Annotated in this window: 17 protein-coding genes; 7 read left to right on the top strand and 10 right to left on the bottom strand. The window is 65.3% G+C overall.

From position 1 onward, the window contains the following. Positions 1 to 98 precede the first annotated feature (98 nt). Both aroA and RND78_RS22280 read left to right on the top strand, forming a co-directional pair. Positions 99 to 1367, top strand: coding sequence for a 3-phosphoshikimate 1-carboxyvinyltransferase (aroA, locus tag RND78_RS22285; protein WP_312732160.1), 1269 nt, complete (start codon positions 99 to 101; stop codon positions 1365 to 1367). A 27-nt stretch (positions 1368 to 1394) separates the two neighbouring features. Continuing rightward, the gene (locus tag RND78_RS22280; RefSeq protein WP_312732159.1) at positions 1395 to 4466 is read left to right on the top strand and encodes a PAS domain S-box protein; all 3072 of its coding nucleotides are present in this window, start codon (positions 1395 to 1397) and stop codon (positions 4464 to 4466) included. Here the strand turns inward: RND78_RS22280 and RND78_RS22275 are convergent. Next, entirely contained in the window at positions 4426 to 5310 is an 885-nt protein-coding gene (locus RND78_RS22275; protein WP_312732158.1) for a helix-turn-helix domain-containing protein, read from the bottom strand. The two genes, RND78_RS22280 and RND78_RS22275, sit on opposite strands and share 41 nt — an antisense overlap. A 148-nt stretch (positions 5311 to 5458) precedes the next feature. Between RND78_RS22275 and pobA the strand changes: the two genes are divergently transcribed. Together pobA and RND78_RS22265 are read left to right on the top strand one after the other, a co-directional pair. Then, on the top strand, positions 5459 to 6643 hold the full coding sequence (gene pobA, locus RND78_RS22270; protein ID WP_312732157.1) for a 4-hydroxybenzoate 3-monooxygenase: 1185 nt from the start codon (positions 5459 to 5461) through the stop codon (positions 6641 to 6643). Positions 6644 to 6721: 78 nt separating this feature from the next. Beyond that, positions 6722 to 7498: a TSUP family transporter gene (locus RND78_RS22265; RefSeq protein ID WP_312732156.1), complete on the top strand. Its 777-nt coding sequence runs from the start codon at positions 6722 to 6724 to the stop codon at positions 7496 to 7498. Here RND78_RS22265 and nudC read toward each other — a convergent pair. The 5 genes from nudC to RND78_RS22240 form a co-directional block, all read right to left on the bottom strand. Beyond that, positions 7466 to 8293, bottom strand: coding sequence for an NAD(+) diphosphatase (gene nudC, locus RND78_RS22260; protein WP_312732155.1), 828 nt, complete (start codon positions 8291 to 8293; stop codon positions 7466 to 7468). The genes RND78_RS22265 and nudC overlap by 33 nt on opposite strands. Next, positions 8290 to 9990: a ferrous iron transporter B gene (locus RND78_RS22255; RefSeq protein ID WP_312732154.1), complete on the bottom strand. Its 1701-nt coding sequence runs from the start codon at positions 9988 to 9990 to the stop codon at positions 8290 to 8292. Before RND78_RS22255 ends, nudC begins: the two co-directional genes overlap by 4 nt. A gap of 420 nt (positions 9991 to 10410) precedes the next feature. Next, positions 10411 to 11145: a DNA polymerase III subunit epsilon gene (dnaQ, locus tag RND78_RS22250; protein WP_312732153.1), complete on the bottom strand. Its 735-nt coding sequence runs from the start codon at positions 11143 to 11145 to the stop codon at positions 10411 to 10413. 17 nt (positions 11146 to 11162) lie between these two features. Continuing rightward, the gene (gene rnhA / locus RND78_RS22245) at positions 11163 to 11627 is read right to left on the bottom strand and encodes a ribonuclease HI (protein WP_059229351.1); all 465 of its coding nucleotides are present in this window, start codon (positions 11625 to 11627) and stop codon (positions 11163 to 11165) included. Further along, complete coding sequence (locus RND78_RS22240) at positions 11620 to 12396, bottom strand: methyltransferase domain-containing protein (RefSeq protein WP_312732150.1); 777 nt, start codon at positions 12394 to 12396, stop codon at positions 11620 to 11622. Before RND78_RS22240 ends, rnhA begins: the two co-directional genes overlap by 8 nt. Before the next feature lie 90 nt (positions 12397 to 12486). Between RND78_RS22240 and gloB the strand changes: the two genes are divergently transcribed. The 3 genes from gloB (at position 12487) to fabI (ending at position 16028) form a co-directional block, all read left to right on the top strand. Beyond that, positions 12487 to 13266 (top strand): hydroxyacylglutathione hydrolase, encoded by a 780-nt coding sequence (gloB, locus tag RND78_RS22235; RefSeq protein ID WP_312732149.1) that lies wholly within the window; start codon positions 12487 to 12489, stop codon positions 13264 to 13266. 145 nt (positions 13267 to 13411) lie between these two features. After that, complete coding sequence (locus RND78_RS22230) at positions 13412 to 15031, top strand: LysM peptidoglycan-binding domain-containing protein (protein ID WP_312732148.1); 1620 nt, start codon at positions 13412 to 13414, stop codon at positions 15029 to 15031. A 196-nt stretch (positions 15032 to 15227) separates the two neighbouring features. Continuing rightward, positions 15228 to 16028, top strand: coding sequence for an enoyl-ACP reductase FabI (gene fabI / locus RND78_RS22225; RefSeq protein ID WP_312732147.1), 801 nt, complete (start codon positions 15228 to 15230; stop codon positions 16026 to 16028). Positions 16029 to 16084: 56 nt separating this feature from the next. Here the strand turns inward: fabI and RND78_RS22220 are convergent, their stop codons facing one another. The 4 genes from RND78_RS22220 to RND78_RS22205 form a co-directional block, all read right to left on the bottom strand. After that, entirely contained in the window at positions 16085 to 16948 is an 864-nt protein-coding gene (locus tag RND78_RS22220; RefSeq protein WP_312732145.1) for a formate/nitrite transporter family protein, read from the bottom strand. Continuing rightward, the gene (locus RND78_RS22215; protein WP_312732144.1) at positions 16948 to 17193 is read right to left on the bottom strand and encodes a hypothetical protein; all 246 of its coding nucleotides are present in this window, start codon (positions 17191 to 17193) and stop codon (positions 16948 to 16950) included. Before RND78_RS22215 ends, RND78_RS22220 begins: the two co-directional genes overlap by 1 nt. A gap of 93 nt (positions 17194 to 17286) precedes the next feature. Then, positions 17287 to 17670: a response regulator gene (locus RND78_RS22210; protein WP_312732142.1), complete on the bottom strand. Its 384-nt coding sequence runs from the start codon at positions 17668 to 17670 to the stop codon at positions 17287 to 17289. 108 nt (positions 17671 to 17778) lie between these two features. After that, positions 17779 to 17991 carry a hypothetical protein gene (locus tag RND78_RS22205; RefSeq protein ID WP_312732141.1) on the bottom strand — a complete coding sequence of 71 codons (213 nt, stop codon included), beginning with the start codon at positions 17989 to 17991 and terminating at the stop codon, positions 17779 to 17781. Positions 17992 to 18154: the final 163 nt, after the last annotated feature.

Genomic DNA, 18154 nt, shown 5'->3' with positions numbered 1-18154 from the left:
AGCGCTGGCATGCCTGGGCCTGCACGCCGTGAAATGGCATCATGGCGCCCTTGTTGCGACCCGCCGCCATGGCTGTCGCGAAGTTGCCTGGAGCCCCCATGTCCGCGAGACCCTACATCACCGTCACCCCTCCCAACATCGCGCTGCAGGGACGGATCGCCCCGCCCGGCTCCAAGTCCATCACCAACCGGGCCTTGCTGCTGGCGGCCCTGGCCAAGGGCACCAGCCGCCTCTCCGGCGCGCTCAAGAGCGACGACACGCGCCACATGTCCGAAGCGCTGCGGCAGATGGGCGTCACCATCGACGAACCCGACGCCACCACCTTCGTGGTGACGAGCTCCGGCCGCCTGCAACGCCCTGAGCAGCCCCTGTTCCTGGGCAACGCGGGTACCGCCGTGCGCTTTCTTACCGCGGCAGTGGCGACCGTCGACGGCGACGTGACCCTGACCGGCGACGCCTACATGCAGAAAAGGCCCATCGGGCCCCTGCTGGAAACCCTGAGCGCCAACGGCATCCAGGTGGACGCTCCCACTGGGTGTCCACCGGTGACGGTAGCGGGCCAGGGTCGCTTGAACGCCCGCCGCTTCGAGGTGGACGCCGGTCTTTCCAGCCAGTACGTCTCCGCCCTGCTGATGCTCGCCGCCCTGGGCAGCGAACCCGTGGACGTCGCCCTGCGCGGCAGCGAGATCGGTGCCCGTGGCTACGTCGATCTCACCGTGGCCGCCATGCGTGCCTTCGGTGCCGACGTGGAGCAGCTCGATGCGGCGACCTGGCGCGTCGCCCCGACCGGCTACGTCGCCCGTGATTACTTCATCGAGCCGGATGCGTCCGCCGCCACCTATCTCTGGGCCGCCCAAGCCCTGACCGATGGCGCCATCGACCTGGGAGTGGCCGACGCTGCCTTCACCCAGCCCGATGCCAAGGCGCGTGAATTCATTGCCGCCTTCCCGCGGCTGCCGGCCGTCATCGATGGCTCGCAGATGCAAGATGCCATCCCTACCCTGGCGGTGCTGGCGGCGTTCAACGAGACCCCGGTACGCTTCGTCGGGCTGGCCAACCTGCGCGTCAAGGAATGCGACCGCGTCGCGGCCCTGCACGACGGCCTGAACGCCATCCGTCCCGGCCTGGCGACGGTCGAGGGGGACGACCTGCTGGTCGCTGCCGACCCGGCCCTGGCCGGCAGCCAGGTCGAGGCGGTGATCGAAACCCATGCGGATCACCGTATCGCCATGAGCTTCGCCCTGGCGGGCCTCAAGGTCGCCGGCATTCGCATTCTCGACCCGGAGTGCGTCGGCAAGACCTATCCTGAGTACTGGAATGCCTTGCGCAGTTTGAATGTCCAACTGAGCGAGGGTGTCGAAGCCTGACGCGCGCCAGTCACAGGGAAGCCACGAATGTCGATTTCTTCGCTCGAGCAGCAGGCGCTGGCACAGCTGACGTCCCACGCCCTGATCATCACTGATCGCCAGGGGCGCATCGAGCACTGGAATCGCGGAGCCGAGCTGCTCTGTGGCTGGTCGGCAGCGGACACCCTCGGCTGGCTACTCTCTGACTTGCTGGCCGCGGAACGGGATGGCAGCTTCCTCGCCACGGCCCAGCACCAGGCACTGATCGAGGACCATGGCCGGGGCGCGGGCTGGATCGGTATCCGCAGCGGGGAAATCCGCTGGGTGGAGGTGGCGACGACGGCGCTGAGAGAGGCCGACGAGGTCAGGGGTTTTGCCCACGTCCTGCAGGATCGCAGTGAACAGCTGGTGACCGAGGAGCGGGTACGTCTGGCACAACTGGTCGGCCGGGTGGGTACCTTCGAACTCCTGCCAGGGGAATCCCGCTTGCTGGTCTCCCCTGGCTTCTGTCATCTCTGGGGATTGCCGGAACGGCGCAGCTATCGGCTGGACGACTTGGTCAAGCAGCTGCATCCGGACGACGTGAGCACGCTGCGCACCCTGACCGCCACCCCTGACGATGACGCCCTGGACTACCTCGAATACCGGATCCGCCGCGCCGACACGGGCGAAGAGCGCTGGCTCGGGCGGCGTGGCCAGCTGATGACCGGCCAGGGGCCCCAGCGTTACCTTGGCGTCTGCTACGACATCACTGAACGCAAACACAACGAAGCCGCCATCACCGAGCGGGATCTCTGGCTGCAGGAGCTTTATCACGGCATGCGCGAGGGTTTCTACATGGCCCAGGCCATCCGCGACGAAGCCGGGCGCATGGAGGACTTCCGCTTCCTGGAGGTCAACCCCATTTTCTCCAGCCTCACCGGCGTCCCCTTGGACCAGGTGCTGGGCAGGACCCTACGCGAGTCCATGCCGCAACTGGAGGCGGGTCTGCTGCCGGCCTATGCCGACTTCATGAACTCGGATGCGGAGTTCGTCCAGTTCGATATCCTGCTGCACATGCCACACGAGCACTGGTACGAGGTACGCGCGCATCGGCTGCCCGGTGATCGCTTCGCCGTGCTGTTCATCGACATCAGCGGCCATCGCCGGCAGTCCCAGGAGCTGGCGCGCAACGAGGCGCAGCTGCGGGCCATCATCAACTCCATCGACCAGATGGTCTGGGCCACCCGCCCCGACGGTCACCATTTCTACTTCAACGACCGCTGGTACGAGTTCACCGGCGTGCCCGTAGGCTCCACGGAAGGCGAAGGCTGGGCCAACGTGTTTCACCCTGACGACCAGGAACGTACCTGGAAAGTCTGGCACCACAGCCTGAGCACTGGCGAGCCCTATCACATCGAGTACCGGCTGCGGCATCGCTCCGGGCGCTATCGCTGGGTACTCGGCTGGGCCCAGCCGGTCCGCGACGCCATGGGACGGATCGAGCAGTGGTTCGGTACCTGCACCGACATCCAGAGCATCGTGGACGCCCGCGAGGTGCTCACCCGCTCGCGCCAGGAACTCGAACAGCAGATCGAACTGCGGACTCGCGAGCGCGACCGGATGTGGCGCATCAGCCACGACCTCATGGTGATCTGCCACGCCGATGGCGAGGTCAAGACAGTCAACAGCGCGGCGACCCGTCTGCTGGGTCGCCGCGAAACCGATCTCGCTACCTTGCAACTGACCGAGCTGGTCCATCCGGACGACCAGCACCAGGTCTTCGACACCCTGCGCAGCCTGGGCTCACGCCAGGGCGCCGCCAGCCTCAGGGCCCGCGTACGAGCCCGTGACGGTAGCTATCGCGTCCTCGACTGGACGGCCAGTGCCGAAGACGACCTCATCTACGCCGTGGGCCGGGACGTCACCGAACAGCAGGAATTGCAGGAACAGCTGCGTCAGGCGCAGAAGATGGAAGCGGTTGGCCAGCTCACCGGCGGCATCGCCCACGACTTCAACAACCTGCTGACCGGCATCATGGGTAGCCTGGACATGCTGCAGCGCCACCACAAGGCTGGGCGCCAGGACAAGTTCGACCAGTACCTCCATTCCGCCCTGACCTCCGCCCAGCGCGCGGCCGCGCTGACCCAGCGCCTGCTGGCCTTCTCCCGGCGCCAGGCATTGGACCTGCAACCGATCCAGGTCAACGACAGCGTACGCTCCATGGAGGAGTTGTTGCTGCGCAGCCTGCGGGGCGACATCGGCCTGGTCCTGGATCTGCATGCCGACCTCTGGCAGGCCCTTACGGACGCCCATCAGTTGGAAAGCGCCCTGCTCAACCTGGTCATCAACGCCCGCGATGCCCTGCCCGATGGCGGGACGATCCGCATCGAGACGCGCAATGTCTACCTGAGCGAAAGCGGCAACGGCCTGGATGCGGTGAGCGCCGGAGACTATGTCGCCCTGCTGGTGGCGGACGATGGCACCGGGATGCCGCCGGAAGTCATGGCCCGAGCCTTCGATCCCTTCTTCACCACCAAGCCCATCGGCCAGGGCACGGGGCTGGGCCTGTCGATGATCTACGGCTATGCCAAGCAGTCCAAGGGCCACGTCCGGCTCGACTCCTTCCCCGGGCGCGGTACCACCGTGGGTCTGTACCTGCCGCGCTACCTGGGGGCCGATGTCGAGGTGCAGCCTGCGACACCCTCCACCGTGACGCCCAATGGGGCCGGCAAGACCATCCTGGTGGTCGAGGACGAGCCCGTGGTCCGGCAGATGGTGGTGGAGCTGCTCAGGGAACTGGGCTATGCGACGCTGCAAGCCGAGGACGCCCGTGGTGCCCTGCCGATCCTGGAAAGCACGCGTCCCATCGATCTATTGCTGTCGGATGTCGGCCTGCCCGGCATGAACGGTCGCCAACTGGCGGAAATCGCCCGCCAGCACCGGCCCGGCCTCAAGGTCGTCTTCGCCACCGGCTACGCCGAAGGTGCCCATCTGGAGGGTTACCTGGAACCGGGAATGACCCTGATCGCCAAGCCCTTCAACCTGGACGTGCTGGCGGCTCGCGTCGGGGAAACCCTGGCCGCCACGGATGCCGGCCTCACCGATGGTCCTGCCCGCCTGCACGACGTCGATAGTTGAGCGGGCTCTGGCCGGTCCCGCGACGAAAGAAGCGGGCGAAGTAGGCGGGATCGGCAAAGCCCAGGGCGTCGGCGATTTCCGCGACCGGGGCCTGGGTGAAGGTCAGACTGCGCCGCGCCTCCAGCAGCAGGCGCTGATGGACGATCTCCAACGCCGAGGCGCCGGCCAACTCACGGCACAGCGTATTCAGATGTACCCCGGAGATGCCCAGGGCAGCCGCATAACGCCCCAGGTTCCAGTGGGCACGATAATGCTGCTCCACCAGGGCTAGGAAACGTCCCAGGTGTTGCTCGGCACGCCGTGGCAAGGCCGCTGCCACAGCCCGGGTCTGCTGGCGGAGCAACCAGATGGCCAGGCTGTCGAGCAGGGCCTCGAGCATCACCTCGCGTCCGGGTCTGCGCCCTTCGTATTCGCCGACCAGCTGGCCAACCAGTTGATCGATCCATCCCGCTTCCGTCGCGGCGAGCGGCAGCCGCGCAGCGCTCTGGAACAGCCCCTGGCCGGCCCGCTGACAACGTAGCTTGAGGCGCTCCACCTGGGGCACGGGCAGGGTGATGACAAAGCCCTCCACCGCCGGATCGAACTCGAAGGCATGGACGCAGAGTACCGGCAGCACCACCAGCAAGGGCCCGGACAGGGCACCGTGCCAATCCTCCAACTGCAGCTCCACCCGCCCCTGGCGGACGTACAGCAGTTGCACCAGGTCGGCATGGCGATGGGTCGCGATGTTCCAGGCGTGGAGGCGGCTACGGCTCTCGATCGTCTCGCAATGCAGCAGATCGGGATCGGGCCAGGCCTGGGCCTCGCCGTACAGCTTGAAGATGGGTGGATAGGCGTCACTCATGATCCAACCTCGGGCGATAGCCGCACGAATCATTGAAAAGTACCAGATTTCAGACGCCAACAGGCTGACCACCCTGCCGTAAACCGTCCAAAAATACCGGGGAGCCCTACAAGAACGCGGCGATCACGCCCCACAAGAGGACACTTCCATGCACACCCGAGTCGTCATCATCGGCGCCGGCCCTTCCGGTCTGCTCCTCGGTCAGCTGCTCACCCGCTCCGGCATCGACAACATCATCCTCGAGCGCCAGAGCGCCGACCACGTCCTCAGCCGTATTCGTGCCGGCGTCCTCGAACAGGGCACCGTGGATCTGCTCCGCCAGGCCGGCGTCAGCGCGCGCCTGGAACGTGAAGGCCAGGTGCACGAAGGGGTGGAATTCGCCATCGACGGCAAACGCGAGCGCCTGGATCTGAACGACCTGCTGGGCGGGCGCTGTGTCACCGTCTATGGCCAGACCGAGGTGACCCGTGACCTGATGGAGGCGCGCGGCGCCAGCGGAGCCGCCACCCTGTACGAGGCCAGCGACGTGCAGCCGCACCAGCTCAAGGGCGACCGGCCCTACGTCACCTGCCAGGTCGCCGGTGAAACGCTGCGGATCGACTGCGACTACATCGCCGGTTGCGACGGCTTCCACGGCGTGTGCCGCCGCGCCATCCCCGCCGGCGTGCTCACCGAGTACGAGCGGGTCTATCCCTTCGGCTGGCTCGGCCTGCTCAGCGACACCCCACCCGCCAGCGAGGAACTCATCTACGCCAGTCACGCACGCGGCTTCGCCCTCTGCAGCATGAGATCCGCCACCCGCAGTCGCTACTACCTCCAGGTGGAAGCCGGTGATTCGGTGGAGAACTGGTCGGATGAGCGCTTCTGGGACGAACTCAAGGCCCGTCTCCCCGCCGAAACGGCCGCTCAGTTGGTGACCGGACCGTCGTTGGAGAAAAGCATCGCCCCGCTGCGCAGCTACGTGGTGGAACCCATGCAGTACGGCCGGCTGTTCCTGGTCGGCGACGCCGCCCACATCGTACCGCCCACGGGGGCCAAGGGCCTCAACCTGGCCCTGGGCGACGTGCGCAATCTGCACCTGCTGCTGGAAAGAGCCTATCGCACCGGCGATGCCGCCTGCCTGGAGCGCTACTCGACACTCTGCCTGAAGCGGATCTGGGCCGCCGTACGGTTCTCCTGGTGGATGACCACCGCCCTGCACCGCTTTCCCGATACCGATGCCTTCACCCAGCGCGTCCAGGATGCCGAATGGTGCGCCCTGTTCGATTCCAAAGCGGGGCGTACCACCATCGCGGAGAACTACGTCGGATTGCCCTTCCCGGCGCTGGATTGAGCGGGATTCGTCACGGGTGGTGACGGGCACGCGACTGGTGCATGATGGCGCCCCCGTTCCACCTGGCCTGCCCTTCCCATGCTCGACTTCGCTCTGGACCCCACGACCCTTCTGCTGCTCGCCGGGGTCGCCTTCCTCGCCGGCTACATCGACGCCATCGCCGGCGGTGGGGGGCTGCTGACGGTCCCGGCGTTACTGATGGCTGGCGTGCCGCCGCATCTGGCCATCGGCACCAACAAGCTCAGCTCCACCTTCGGCAGCGCCACGGCGGCCTACACCTTCTATCGCCGCAAGCTCTTCCAGCCACGCCAATGGCGTAATGCGCTGATCGCCACGGGCGTCGGGGCCGGCGCGGGTGCGCTGATCGCTCATCACCTACCAGCGGATTTCCTCAATCAACTGTTGCCGGTGGTAGTGTTCAGCTGCGCCCTGTACCTGCTGTTCGGCGGTACGCCCAAGGCCCCGGTGCTTAGCGATGCCCCCGTACCGCAACGGCGCCAATGGCCGCAAGGCGTCACCCTGGGCATGTACGACGGGGTCTTCGGCCCGGGTACCGGCGCCTTCTGGACGGTCAGCAGCCTGCTCCTCTACCCACTCGATCTGCTCAAGGCCAGCGGTGTCGCTCGCACCATGAATTTCGTCAGCAACGGCGTCGCCCTGGCGATGTTCATCATCCTCGGTCAGGTACTCTGGGTGCTGGGCCTGACCATGGGGCTGTCGTTGACGCTGGGTGCCTACCTGGGAGCGCGCAGCGCCATCGCCGGCGGTGCCAAGTTCATCCGCCCGGTGTTCATCTGCGTGGTGTTGGCCCTGACCGTGAAACTAATCTGGCAACACTGGTTTGGCGCCGCCTAACCGCTCGACCCGGTACAGGTCGATCAGATAGCGGGAGATGGAGAACGGCGGCGGCAGCAGCGGCAGATCCCGCAGGTCGAACCAGCGGGCATCCTCGATCTCATCGGGCTGGCAGCGAATCTCACCGGCCCGGTAATCGACGTGATAGCCGAGCATCAGGGAGTGCGGATAGGGCCAGTTCTGGCTGCCCTGATAGCGCAGGTTACCCACCGTGACCCCTACCTCCTCCATGATCTCCCGGTGCACACAGGCTTCCGCCGACTCACCGGGTTCGACGAAGCCGGCGAGGGTACTGAAGACACCCGGCGCGAAACGCGGCGAGCGCGCCAGCAACACGTCGTCGCCGCGGGTGATCAGGGCAATCATGCTGGGGGACAGCCGCGGATACTGAGTGAGCCGGCAATTCGGGCAGGTGAGACCACGCTGGCCGTCGAGGGCGAAGGTCCGGGTGCCACATTGGCCGCAGAATCTATGCTGGCGGGCCCAGACGCCGATCTGATTGGCATAGCCCATCAGCTTGAACAGCGCATGGGGCGATTGCAGCATCAGCGGGCGGAGCGGCTGCCAGCTGCAGCCTTCGACGTCGGTCGGAGCATCCAGCTCCAGGAGGGTCACGGCCTGGGACTGCCATTGGCCGAGACCGTGACGATCACCTTCCAACCCATGGATGCGCGGATCGTCCGCGCTGAAGAGCACGTCCGCTCCGCTGCTGAGAAAGGCCTGGCCACTGTGCACGACCAGCAGGCCGGACGACGGTTGGGTCGTCTGGAACCAGCCGGGCTGCCACGCGGTCATGCGGCGGCCGAAGTCCAGCCCAGGGCACGAATGCTCTGGGCAGCGATGTCGAGGATCTCCGGCGTGCCGTCCTGACTCTCGGTACCACCGCTCTCAACGAAGAACTCAATGCTGCTGAGAGCGTCCGCCAGGACTTCCAGGGTGGCAGGCTCGCAAGCCTGCCCCCCTTCGATCATGCAGCGCTGGATGTAGCCAGTGCAGGCACGCACCAGCTCGGCGGCACGGGGGTTACCGAGGAAGAACAGCGCTCCGCGCACGGTATCGAGCAACGCCGGAACGGTGGCCAGATGCAGGACATCGCCCCGCGAATCGAGGAAGGCACCGATGGCCCGCTTGGCCTCGTTCAGGCCATTGTACGCCTCGCGATGCAGCAGGGCCTGCGCCTCGCCCAACTGGTAATGGGCGACGCTGACCTGGACGTCCTTGGCTTCGAGCGGTACGTCGAGCACCATGGCCTGCCCCTCGGGCTGCGCCACCAGGCTCTCCACCAGCAGCAAGGCGTCCGCCAGAGGAATCAGGTCCTCCAGGGTCAGGGATTTGTCCTTCCACTGGGAAAGCGTGGGCAGGCACCGCTGCAGTACCTCGCCCGCGTTCTGCTGGCCGACCATCTCCAGCGTCTTGCCGAGCAGTCCGACCTGGACATAGAGCCGGGAGAAGTTGTCGGACACCGCCGAGCGACTAGATTCAGAACCTTCGCGGACCTCGTTCTCGATGACGTCGATCAGGTCCTTGACCGTTTCCAGCTCTTCGCGAATCGCCGCGGACAATGAATGCATGACCGCATGGCCAGGGCCGGCGAGGCGCTTCTTGCCCGCTTCCAGCTGGGCATCGGTGAAGCCCAGGCGCTCGATACCATAGGCTGCCATCACCTGGCGCGGATGATCGCTGTCGACACCGGCGAGCGCCAGTAAGTAAAGAAGCTCTTTCAAGGTGCTGCGCGCCGGCTCGTGCAACTCGTTGCCGAGCATCTGCCGCAATTCCCGGTCAACCCGGGCGAACAGTTGCTTGCGCTCGCGCGTGGCGGTCAGGCGGCCCTGGGCAAAGCCTTCGGCAGCGGCCGCGGCGACCCACGGCAGGTAGCCGCCGACATGGTCGTGCAACAGGCTCGCAGAGCGCTCCAGCGCCCGCGCCATCAGCTTGAGGCTCGCGGCGGTGTTGACGTCTCGCAGGAAGCCCAGCAGGCCGATCTGGTACGTCCGCCGCATACTGCGCGCCTGGTTCTGGCGGTCGCGATAGGCCAGCCGGGTCGTGGCGCTGAGCGAAGGCCGCTGATCCAGGCGAACGCTGAAGAAGTAGCTTTCCGGCAATTCCGGCTCACCACCGGCCAGCCGCAGGGCGTTGATGGCCGGCAACAGCAGTTCGGGCATTTCATCCTGCCCGCTGCGCAATTGTTCGAGATAGCGACGCAGCACATGCAGACCGCGACAGATCGACATCAGGTGCTCGTCATGCTCGGGGCCGGCACCGGCAGGGATGTCGTTGGCGATCTGCAGCGTTTCATGCGCCAACAGTTGAGCGCCTGACAGCTCGATGAGCGTCAGGGCGCCGCGAATCTGGCCGATGCTTTCGACCGCACGTTGCAAGAGGCTGCTGCAATGCCGCTCGACGATGAATCGTTCAAGATGGGATTCAGCTTCCTCAATGGTCGCGAACAACTGTTCGCGGACCAAGCTCAAAGCTCTCGCTCCGGTCACCATGGTGCCTTACGCCTCCTGCGCCATTACAACCTCGCAAACGCCACCCAAGAACGGGATCAAAGGCTTGCTATTCCTGATGAAGCTAAGGTACCCGGATCATCCTGATCAGGTCACGCCAACCGTTTTCTTCCACCTGCGCATCACCGCAGAGGCGTTCGAGCGGAACCTGCCACTCTCGTCGCCGCCCGCCAATTGATCGTACAAGCGCAGCGATCACGTTGATTCGCCATAGGAATCCTGAAAGCGAACAAAGTTCCAGGTGATTCGAAATTCGGCACTTCATTCAGGTCCAAACGGTCAGCGTGCACCATCTTTGTTGAACGATAGCTGAAAATTGTGAAGCCTTTCTGCTTATTCGGACGAGCGTAGGCCCTGGCGCCCTGATCTACCAATCCGCCGGAAGAGGCATGAACCGTAGGACTATTCGGCGCGTTCGCCTGCAAGCCAGAGCGGGGTCCTGCCGCAACTCTTCTCGATGGCCGCCAGGCGCACCGCGTGGGCTTCGAGATCGGCGGTCGTGGCGCTGATCACCCGGGTGCGGGGGCGATCGGCCGGCAATCGCCTGATCGGCATCACATAGTTGCCGTCACCGTTGCCTTCCTGGCCGTGGGCCGCCAGCGACAGGCTGGTCTGGCCACCGGTCATGGCGAGGTAGACATCCGCCAGGATCTCGGCGTCGAGCAGCGCGCCATGGAGTTCGCGGTTCGAGTTGTCTACCCCATAGCGTTTGCACAGGGCATCCAGGCTGTTGCGCTGGCCGGGGTGCCGACCACGAGCCATGACCAGGGTATCGAGCACCGTGCAGTGCTGGGTGATGTCGGCGCGCTCGGGGTGGCTGCCCAGCCGGGCGAATTCGGCGTTGATGAAACCCACGTCGAAGGGCGCGTTGTGGATGATCAGCTCGGCGCCTTCGATGAACTCGAAGAAGCTGTCGGCGATCTCGGCGAAACGTGGCTTGTCGGCAACGAATTCGTCGGTGATGCCGTGGACGGCAATGGCGCCCTCGTCGATCTGCCGATCCGGATTGAGATAGACGTGGAAATGACGCCCGGTCAGGCGCCGCCCGATGACCTCGACGCCGCCGATTTCGATCACGCGGTGGCCATCGGTGACCGGCATGCCGGTAGTTTCGGTATCCAGAACTACGTATCTCATCGTCACCTCTCGCGCCGCTAGGCCTTAGCGGCCTGTTTGATCTGTCGGACTTCATCCACCCCACGGTTGGCCAACTGGTCGGCCCGCTCGTTCTCCGGGTGACCGGTATGGCCACGCACCCAGCGCCATTCCACGTCGTGGCGCTGGACCTGCTCGTCGAGGGCCTGCCAGAGCTCGGCGTTCTTCACCGGTTGCTTGGCGGCCGTCTGCCAGCCGCGCTTCTTCCAGTTCACCAGCCACTGGGTGATGCCCTTCATCACGTACTCGGAGTCGGTGGTCAGGCGGATACGGCACGGCCGCTTGAGCGCGGCCAGGGCCTGGATGGCCGCCATCAGTTCCATGCGGTTGTTGGTGGTGTTGGCTTCACCGCCCCAGAGCTCGCGCTCCGCGCCACGGAACTTCAGCAGCGCGCCCCAGCCACCCGGACCGGGATTGCCCTTGCAGGCGCCGTCGGTAAAGACCTCGACGATGTCGTCACTCATTGGATTCACTCGATTCGCGCCGGGCGATCTTGGCCACCGGCATGGGCACCAGCTTGCCGCGCGGTTCCTTGCGGACCTGAGGCACGGGACGCAGCCCGAACATCAGCTTGCGGGCCGACAGCAGATAGAAGCCCGCCCCCGCGGCCTGTTCGCTGTGGGGATCGATGTCCCCCTGCTCCATCCAGGCCAGGCGCTGTTGCCACTTATGGGATGAAAGCGGCGGACGATAACACCCGAAGCGGCGTTTCTCCAGCGCGAAGCCCAGTAGCGACAGCCAGTCGGCGACGCGGCTGGCCCCGTAGCAGCGGGCCTTGCGCAAGGCATCGCGCGCCAGATAGTGCCGCACGCCCCAGAGGCTCCAGGGGTTGATACCCACCACCACCAGGTGCCCGCCGGGCCGTACGCTCAGGGCCGCCTCGCGCAGCAACCGGTGGGGCGACAACGAGAAATCCAGCCCGTGTTGCAGCAGCACCACGTCGGCAGCATGTTCTCCCAGCGGCCAGGCCCCCTCCTCGCAGACGATATCGACATCGCCCAGCGGCGGCCCGATGCGCACGGCGTGCCGCAACTGGCCGCAATTGGCCGGCGCGGCCGGATGAGGCCCATAGTGGATGAGATAGCTGCCGAAGTGGCGCTTGAGTTCCTCGTCGATCAGTACCCGCTCCTGTTCCAGCAGCAGTTGCCCCAAGGGGCCGGCCATCCATTCCCGGGCGGAACTCATGAGCTTGAGCCAGCGCGGATCCACCTGGGCCGAGAATTCATCGTGCATCGTCTGGTCCTCTCATACAGAAGCCGAAACCGTCGCCGTCCTCGAGACTGCTACCCTAGGAACTCGCGTTCCGACCAGAGAGCTGCCCCCATGTTCGACATCCTTCCCCTGCCCGCTTTCAACGATAACTACATCTGGCTGATCAAGGACGCCTCGACGAGACGGGCGGTCGTCGTCGATCCGGGTGACGCCGGCCCGGTCCTGGCCTGGCTCGATGGCCATCCCGACTGGCGGCTGACCGACATCCTCGTCACCCATCATCACCACGACCATACCGGCGGCATCGCCGCCCTCAAGCAGCGTACCGGCGCCCGGGTCACCGCGCCGGCCGACGAAGCCATCGCCGACGTCGACCTTCCGCTCGCGGACGGCGATCGACTGGCGGTGCTGGACGCGACCGTCGAAGTCATTCGCGTGCCGGGGCATACCGCTGGTCACCTCGCCTACTACGTTCCTGGCGAACAACCGCTGCTGTTCAGTGGCGACACGCTCTTTTCCGCAGGCTGTGGCCGCCTGTTCGAAGGCACCCCGGCGCAGATGCTGAATTCCCTGCGCCGCCTGGCCAGCCTACCGGACGAAACCCACCTCTACTGCGGTCATGAATATACCCAGAGCAATCTGCGCTTCGCCCAGGCGGTGGAGCCGGACAACGCCGCCATCCAGGCTGCCGCGGCCGAGACCCAGCGCCTGCGGGCTGCCCAGCGGTCCACGCTGCCGAGCACCCTGGGCCGCGAACGTACCATCAACCCCTTCCTGCGTAGCGGCGAACCCAGTGTCCGGCAGCGCCTGCAGCAGGAACGCAGCGTAGCGGCGGACGCGCCGGAGGATACCTTCTTCGCCGCCCTGCGCGCTTGGAAGGACACGTTCTGACACGCAATGGCGAGGCCCGGCAAGGACGCCGTGGCGCCTGGTTTTCCGTCGTCGTACAGGTCACAGGCTAGTGGGTTGTTCCTTGACCCCTCGGGAGGCGGTTCCTAGAATCGCCCATCCTCCAAATCCCGGAATGCCCAGACCGATGCCGCCAGCGACGCCGAAAACCCGCGAAATAGACGTGCTGGCCACCTCCTTCAAAGTCTCCGCCCTGTGCCTCGCCCTCTTCCTCGCCGGTTGCCAGAGCAACCAGCAACAGCCGGAAAGTGCCTACCAGGCCGACCTGGAAATGACGCCGAACAAGATGCAGCGTCCACCGGAGTGGCTGCGCAAGGCGCCGGCGGCGGCTGCCACCAGTGGCGACATCTGGGACCGAGTACGGGACGGCTATCAACTGCAGGGCCAGGGCGAGAACACCACCAACCCGCGCATCGATCGCCAACGGCTGTGGTACGCCAGTCACGAAGCCGCGCTGGCCCAGTCCTGCAGTCGCGGCGCGCCCTATTTGCACTACATCGTCGAACGGTTGGAAGAGCGCAACATGCCGCTGGAACTGGCACTGCTGCCGGTGGTGGAAAGCTCCTTCAATCCCAATGCCCTCTCCCGCAGCGCCGCTGCCGGCCTGTGGCAGTTCATCCCCACCACCGGCGCGTACTTCAACCTGCGCCAGACCCGTTTCTACGATGGCCGCCGCGACATCACCGCCTCCACCAATGCCGCCCTGGATTACCTGAGCAAGTTGCACGACATGTTCGGCGGCGACTGGCTGCTGGCCCTGGCCGCCTACAATGCCGGCGAAGGCACGGTCAGCCGCGCCATCGAGCGCAACCAGTCGCTGGGCCTGCCGACCGACTACTGGAACCTCTCCTCGCTGCCGCCGGAAACCCAGGACTACGTGCCCAAGCTGCTCGCCGTCTCCCAGATCGTGCGCAACCCAGGCGCCTATGGCCTGGCGCTGGAGTCGATCCCAGACGAACCCTATTTCGAAGTGGTGGACATCAAGCAGCATCTGGACCTGACCCGGGTCGCGGAGCTGGCCAACCTGGATGCCAACGAACTCTATCGCCTGAATCCGGCCTACACCCAGCGGGTGGCCATGGACGGTCCCAAGCACCTGCTGGTGCCGGCGGAGAAGGCCAAGCGCCTGATGGCCACCCTGCCCACCATCGCCTCCGATGCCGAGGTGCAATGGCAGGAGTACCGGGTGCGCCGCGGCGACACCCTGCGCACCATCGCCAAGCGCAACAAGGTCAGCGTCGAACAGCTCGCTTCGCTCAACAAGCTCAGTGGCAACACCCGACTGGCCGCCGGCCGTGAACTGATGATCCCGCGCCGGCAAAGCGGCAACGCCACCACGCCGCTGGAGACCATCGCGGTGGCCGAAGAGCCGGTGGTGCGCACCTACAGGGTCCGTACCGGCGACAGCCTCTGGTCCATCGCCCGCGCCAACGACGTCGAACTGGCCGATCTCAAGCGCTGGAACGACCTGGGCAAGCGCGGCCTGAAGGTGGGGGAAACCCTGAAGCTGCACGACAACGCCGTGGCGACCCGCACCACGACCGCAACCGCGGTGCCGGCGTCCTACACGGTCAAGACCGCCAAGAACAGCAAGGGCGCGCCGACCTACTATCGGGTCAAGGCGGGCGATTCGCTCTACCAGATCGCCAAGCGTTACAACATCGGCGTACAGGCGCTGCAGGACTGGAATCCGCGCATCGCGTCCGCCCTGACCCCGGGCCAGACGCTGACGCTGTTCCTCAACTGAGCCGCGACCGCTCACCGCAGCGGTCATCCAGCGCTTTTGTCGAAGGTATCGACCTGCTACCTTACCGCCCCACCCGTGCCTGGCCCCTCAGGGGGCCCCGGACAAGGTCTCGCTCTGCCCCGTGCAGAGCCCTGCCCAACCCGGACGCCAGCCTAGCGGCGGTCGCTCCGGATTCAACACAGAAGAGGAAAAAACCATGGGATTTCTCGCCGGTAAGCGCGTTCTCATCGTCGGCGTCGCCAGCAAGCTGTCCATCGCCTCCGGCATCGCCGCCGCCATGCATCGCGAGGGCGCGGAACTGGCCTTCACCTACCAGAACGAGAAGCTCAAGGGCCGCGTCGAGGAATTCGCCGCCGGCTGGGGCTCCAATCCCGAGCTGTGCTTCCCCTGCGATGTCGCCGACGATGCCCAGATCGAAGCCGTGTTCACCGAGCTGGCGAAGAAGTGGGACGGCCTGGACTGCATCGTGCACTCGGTCGGCTTCGCGCCCGGCGACCAGTTGGATGGCGACTTCACCAGCGTGACCACCCGCGAAGGCTTCAAGATCGCCCACGACATCAGCGCCTACAGCTTCGTCGCCCTGGCCAAGGCCGGTCGCGAGCTGATGCGCGGCCGTAACGGCAGCCTGCTGACCCTGTCGTACCTGGGTGCCGAGCGCACCATGCCCAACTACAACGTCATGGGCATGGCCAAGGCCAGCCTGGAAGCCGGCGTGCGTTACCTGGCCGGCAGCCTCGGCCCGGAAGGTACCCGTGTGAACGCCGTGTCCGCCGGCCCCATCCGCACCCTGGCTGCCTCTGGCATCAAGAGCTTCCGCAAGATGCTGGCTGCCAACGAGCGCCAGACGCCCCTGCGTCGCAACGTGACCATCGATGAGGTCGGCAACGCCGGCGCCTTCCTGTGCTCCGACCTGGCCTCGGGTATCAGTGGCGAGATCCTCTACGTCGACGGTGGTTTCAACACCACCGCGATGGGCCAGCTCAACGACGACGAGTGATCGCGGCAGTTGCCTGATCACTGCGAAGGGCCGGCGATTTGCCGGCCCTTCTGCTTTTAGCTGTCGCTGCGTACCTGCGCATGGCTGATCAGCGCAAAGATCAGACTGCCGCCGACGATGTTGCCAGCCAGCGTCGGGCCGGCGAAGGTCAACCAGAACTCGCTCCAGGTCGCCTCCCCGGCGAACACCAGGTAAGCCACCTCCAGGCTGCCCACGACGATGTGGGTGAAGTCACCCAGGGCCATCAGGTAGGTGATGAGCACGATGATCCAGATCCTGGCGCTTTCCGCCGCAGGCAGCATCCAGACCATGGTGGCGATCATCCAGCCCGAGACTATGCCCTTGGCGAACATGCCGGCGGCATCGTTCTCCATGACCTTGGTGCCGATCTCGATGAATTTGGCATCGGTCTTGGCATCGAACAGCGGCAGGTGCAGGATCACATAGGCCACCAGCATGGTGCCCAGCAGGTTGCCGATCAGCACTACGCCCCACAGCCGGCCGAGCCGACCGACGTTGTGCAGCGTAGGCTCGCTCATCACCGGCAGCACTGCCGTCAGGGTGTTCTCGGTGAACAACTGTTGGCGCGCGAGGATCACCGCGAGGAATCCCGCCGAATAGCCGAAGCTGGCGATGACCTTGGTGTAACCACCCGCGGGCAGGTTGGCGTTGAGCAGCCCCATCGACATGAGCGACAGGCCCATGGTGAGTCCTGCCGCCAAGGCGGACCAGAACAGCGCGGCGATGGTCCGCTCCAGCTCGTGATCGCCCTGAGTACGGATGATCTCGTGCAACACCACCGCCCGCGGCAGCTGGTTATCGTCGACATCCTCCTCTTCTTCCCGAGTCAGCTCCGGGTCATCCGGTCCCGGTTCCTTGCCCTTGCGGTGCTCTTCGGCCTTTCCCTGGTCGTTATCCATCAGATGGCCTGCTCGTCCCAGAGAAGTTCGTCGTTGTCACCTATCTCGGCTACCCGATTGAGGGCGGCATCGGCGGCTTCTTCGGCCTCGGAGGCCAGATCGAAGTGGCGCTCGGTGGCGACCTTGTGGAAGGTCGGTTTCGCGTCGTCCTGGCGCGCCTTGACGGCGATGACCGCGGCGAATCCCTGCTCAGCCGGGACGGCGGACGAGATGGCTTCGTGATGAGTGAAATGCTTGATGGCCATGGATGCCCTGGTCTCCCAACCTGCGGCGGCCGGACTGGCCGCACCTGATCAGTAGACTGTTCCAGCGGGAAAACGATCTATGGCTTGCGCCGCTCAGTTGCCGAGCAGCTTCTGCACCTGCTGATGCAGGCGTTCCAGGGAAAAAGGCTTGGTAAGCAGGGGAATACGACCCAGCAACGGCGAGCCGGTATCGATGATCTCGGCAGGGTAGCCGCTGATGAACATGACCTTGAGGTCAGGACGCAACTTGAGTGCCGGCTCGGCGATCATGACCCCCGATACGCCGTCGGGCAGCCGAAAATCGGTGATGAGCAGATCGAGGCGAGGCCTACCGGCGAGGATGCGGAAGGCTTCCACGGAAGAAGGTGCCTGGAGAACGGTGTAGCCCAGTTCAGAGAGATAGTCTGCCAGAATCATCAGTATCTGCGGCTCATCCTCGACGACCAGCACCACCTTGTTCGTTTCCACGCTCACCATCTAACCCCTGTACGCACGCATTCGGCTCGCTTGGACCCAAGAGAGCCGTAAAGTTCCAACTCATTGCAGCAGTTACAGGCCGCTGGCGGTACCAGCGGCCTGTCGCCATTACTGCTGTTTCTTCTGGCCTTGCTCGTTGAGGGTGGTCTTGCCAGCACCGGTCGCGGCGCCTGCGCCCTCGCCGGTCTTCTGGCCGGACGGGGTACCCATGCCAGCGCTGTTGGCTTTCGGCGGATTACCCGCGCTTTCGGCGGCGAAGGCAGCGCCACTGACGGCGATCAGACCAGCAAACATCAGAGCAGCGGTTTTCTTTGCGTTCATGGTAGGACTCCGGTTGGTTTGGACACTGTTTTAGGCAGGCCAAGCGCCGATTCGTTCTCTCATTGTGCATACGGGGGCTGTAACCGAATGCGAACTGCTGCAAAGACGGCAACCTTAGCACGAAAAGCCCATGCCAGAGCGGTTCCTGGATAGCGGATACCAG

Source organism: Pseudomonas oryzihabitans (assembly GCF_032027545.1).
Lineage (GTDB): Bacteria > Pseudomonadota > Gammaproteobacteria > Pseudomonadales > Pseudomonadaceae > Chryseomonas > Chryseomonas oryzihabitans_F.
The sequence above is the reverse complement of the archived record's forward strand: the minus strand, read 5'-3'. Positions and strand labels throughout refer to the sequence as shown.

Bases quoted from the DNA above. Each gene is read 5' to 3' on its own strand.
- aroA (WP_312732160.1), top strand. From the start codon at position 99: ATGTCCGCGAGACCCTACATCACCGTCACCCCTCCCAACATCGCGCTG.
- RND78_RS22280 (WP_312732159.1), top strand. From the start codon at position 1,395: ATGTCGATTTCTTCGCTCGAGCAGCAGGCGCTGGCACAGCTGACGTCC.
- RND78_RS22275 (WP_312732158.1), bottom strand. From the start codon at position 5,310: ATGAGTGACGCCTATCCACCCATCTTCAAGCTGTACGGCGAGGCCCAG.
- pobA (WP_312732157.1), top strand. From the start codon at position 5,459: ATGCACACCCGAGTCGTCATCATCGGCGCCGGCCCTTCCGGTCTGCTC.
- RND78_RS22265 (WP_312732156.1), top strand. From the start codon at position 6,722: ATGCTCGACTTCGCTCTGGACCCCACGACCCTTCTGCTGCTCGCCGGG.
- nudC (WP_312732155.1), bottom strand. From the start codon at position 8,293: ATGACCGCGTGGCAGCCCGGCTGGTTCCAGACGACCCAACCGTCGTCC.
- RND78_RS22255 (WP_312732154.1), bottom strand. From the start codon at position 9,990: ATGGTGACCGGAGCGAGAGCTTTGAGCTTGGTCCGCGAACAGTTGTTC.
- dnaQ (WP_312732153.1), bottom strand. From the start codon at position 11,145: ATGAGATACGTAGTTCTGGATACCGAAACTACCGGCATGCCGGTCACC.
- rnhA (WP_059229351.1), bottom strand. From the start codon at position 11,627: ATGAGTGACGACATCGTCGAGGTCTTTACCGACGGCGCCTGCAAGGGC.
- RND78_RS22240 (WP_312732150.1), bottom strand. From the start codon at position 12,396: ATGCACGATGAATTCTCGGCCCAGGTGGATCCGCGCTGGCTCAAGCTC.
- gloB (WP_312732149.1), top strand. From the start codon at position 12,487: ATGTTCGACATCCTTCCCCTGCCCGCTTTCAACGATAACTACATCTGG.
- RND78_RS22230 (WP_312732148.1), top strand. From the start codon at position 13,412: ATGCCGCCAGCGACGCCGAAAACCCGCGAAATAGACGTGCTGGCCACC.
- fabI (WP_312732147.1), top strand. From the start codon at position 15,228: ATGGGATTTCTCGCCGGTAAGCGCGTTCTCATCGTCGGCGTCGCCAGC.
- RND78_RS22220 (WP_312732145.1), bottom strand. From the start codon at position 16,948: ATGGATAACGACCAGGGAAAGGCCGAAGAGCACCGCAAGGGCAAGGAA.
- RND78_RS22215 (WP_312732144.1), bottom strand. From the start codon at position 17,193: ATGGCCATCAAGCATTTCACTCATCACGAAGCCATCTCGTCCGCCGTC.
- RND78_RS22210 (WP_312732142.1), bottom strand. From the start codon at position 17,670: ATGGTGAGCGTGGAAACGAACAAGGTGGTGCTGGTCGTCGAGGATGAG.
- RND78_RS22205 (WP_312732141.1), bottom strand. From the start codon at position 17,991: ATGAACGCAAAGAAAACCGCTGCTCTGATGTTTGCTGGTCTGATCGCC.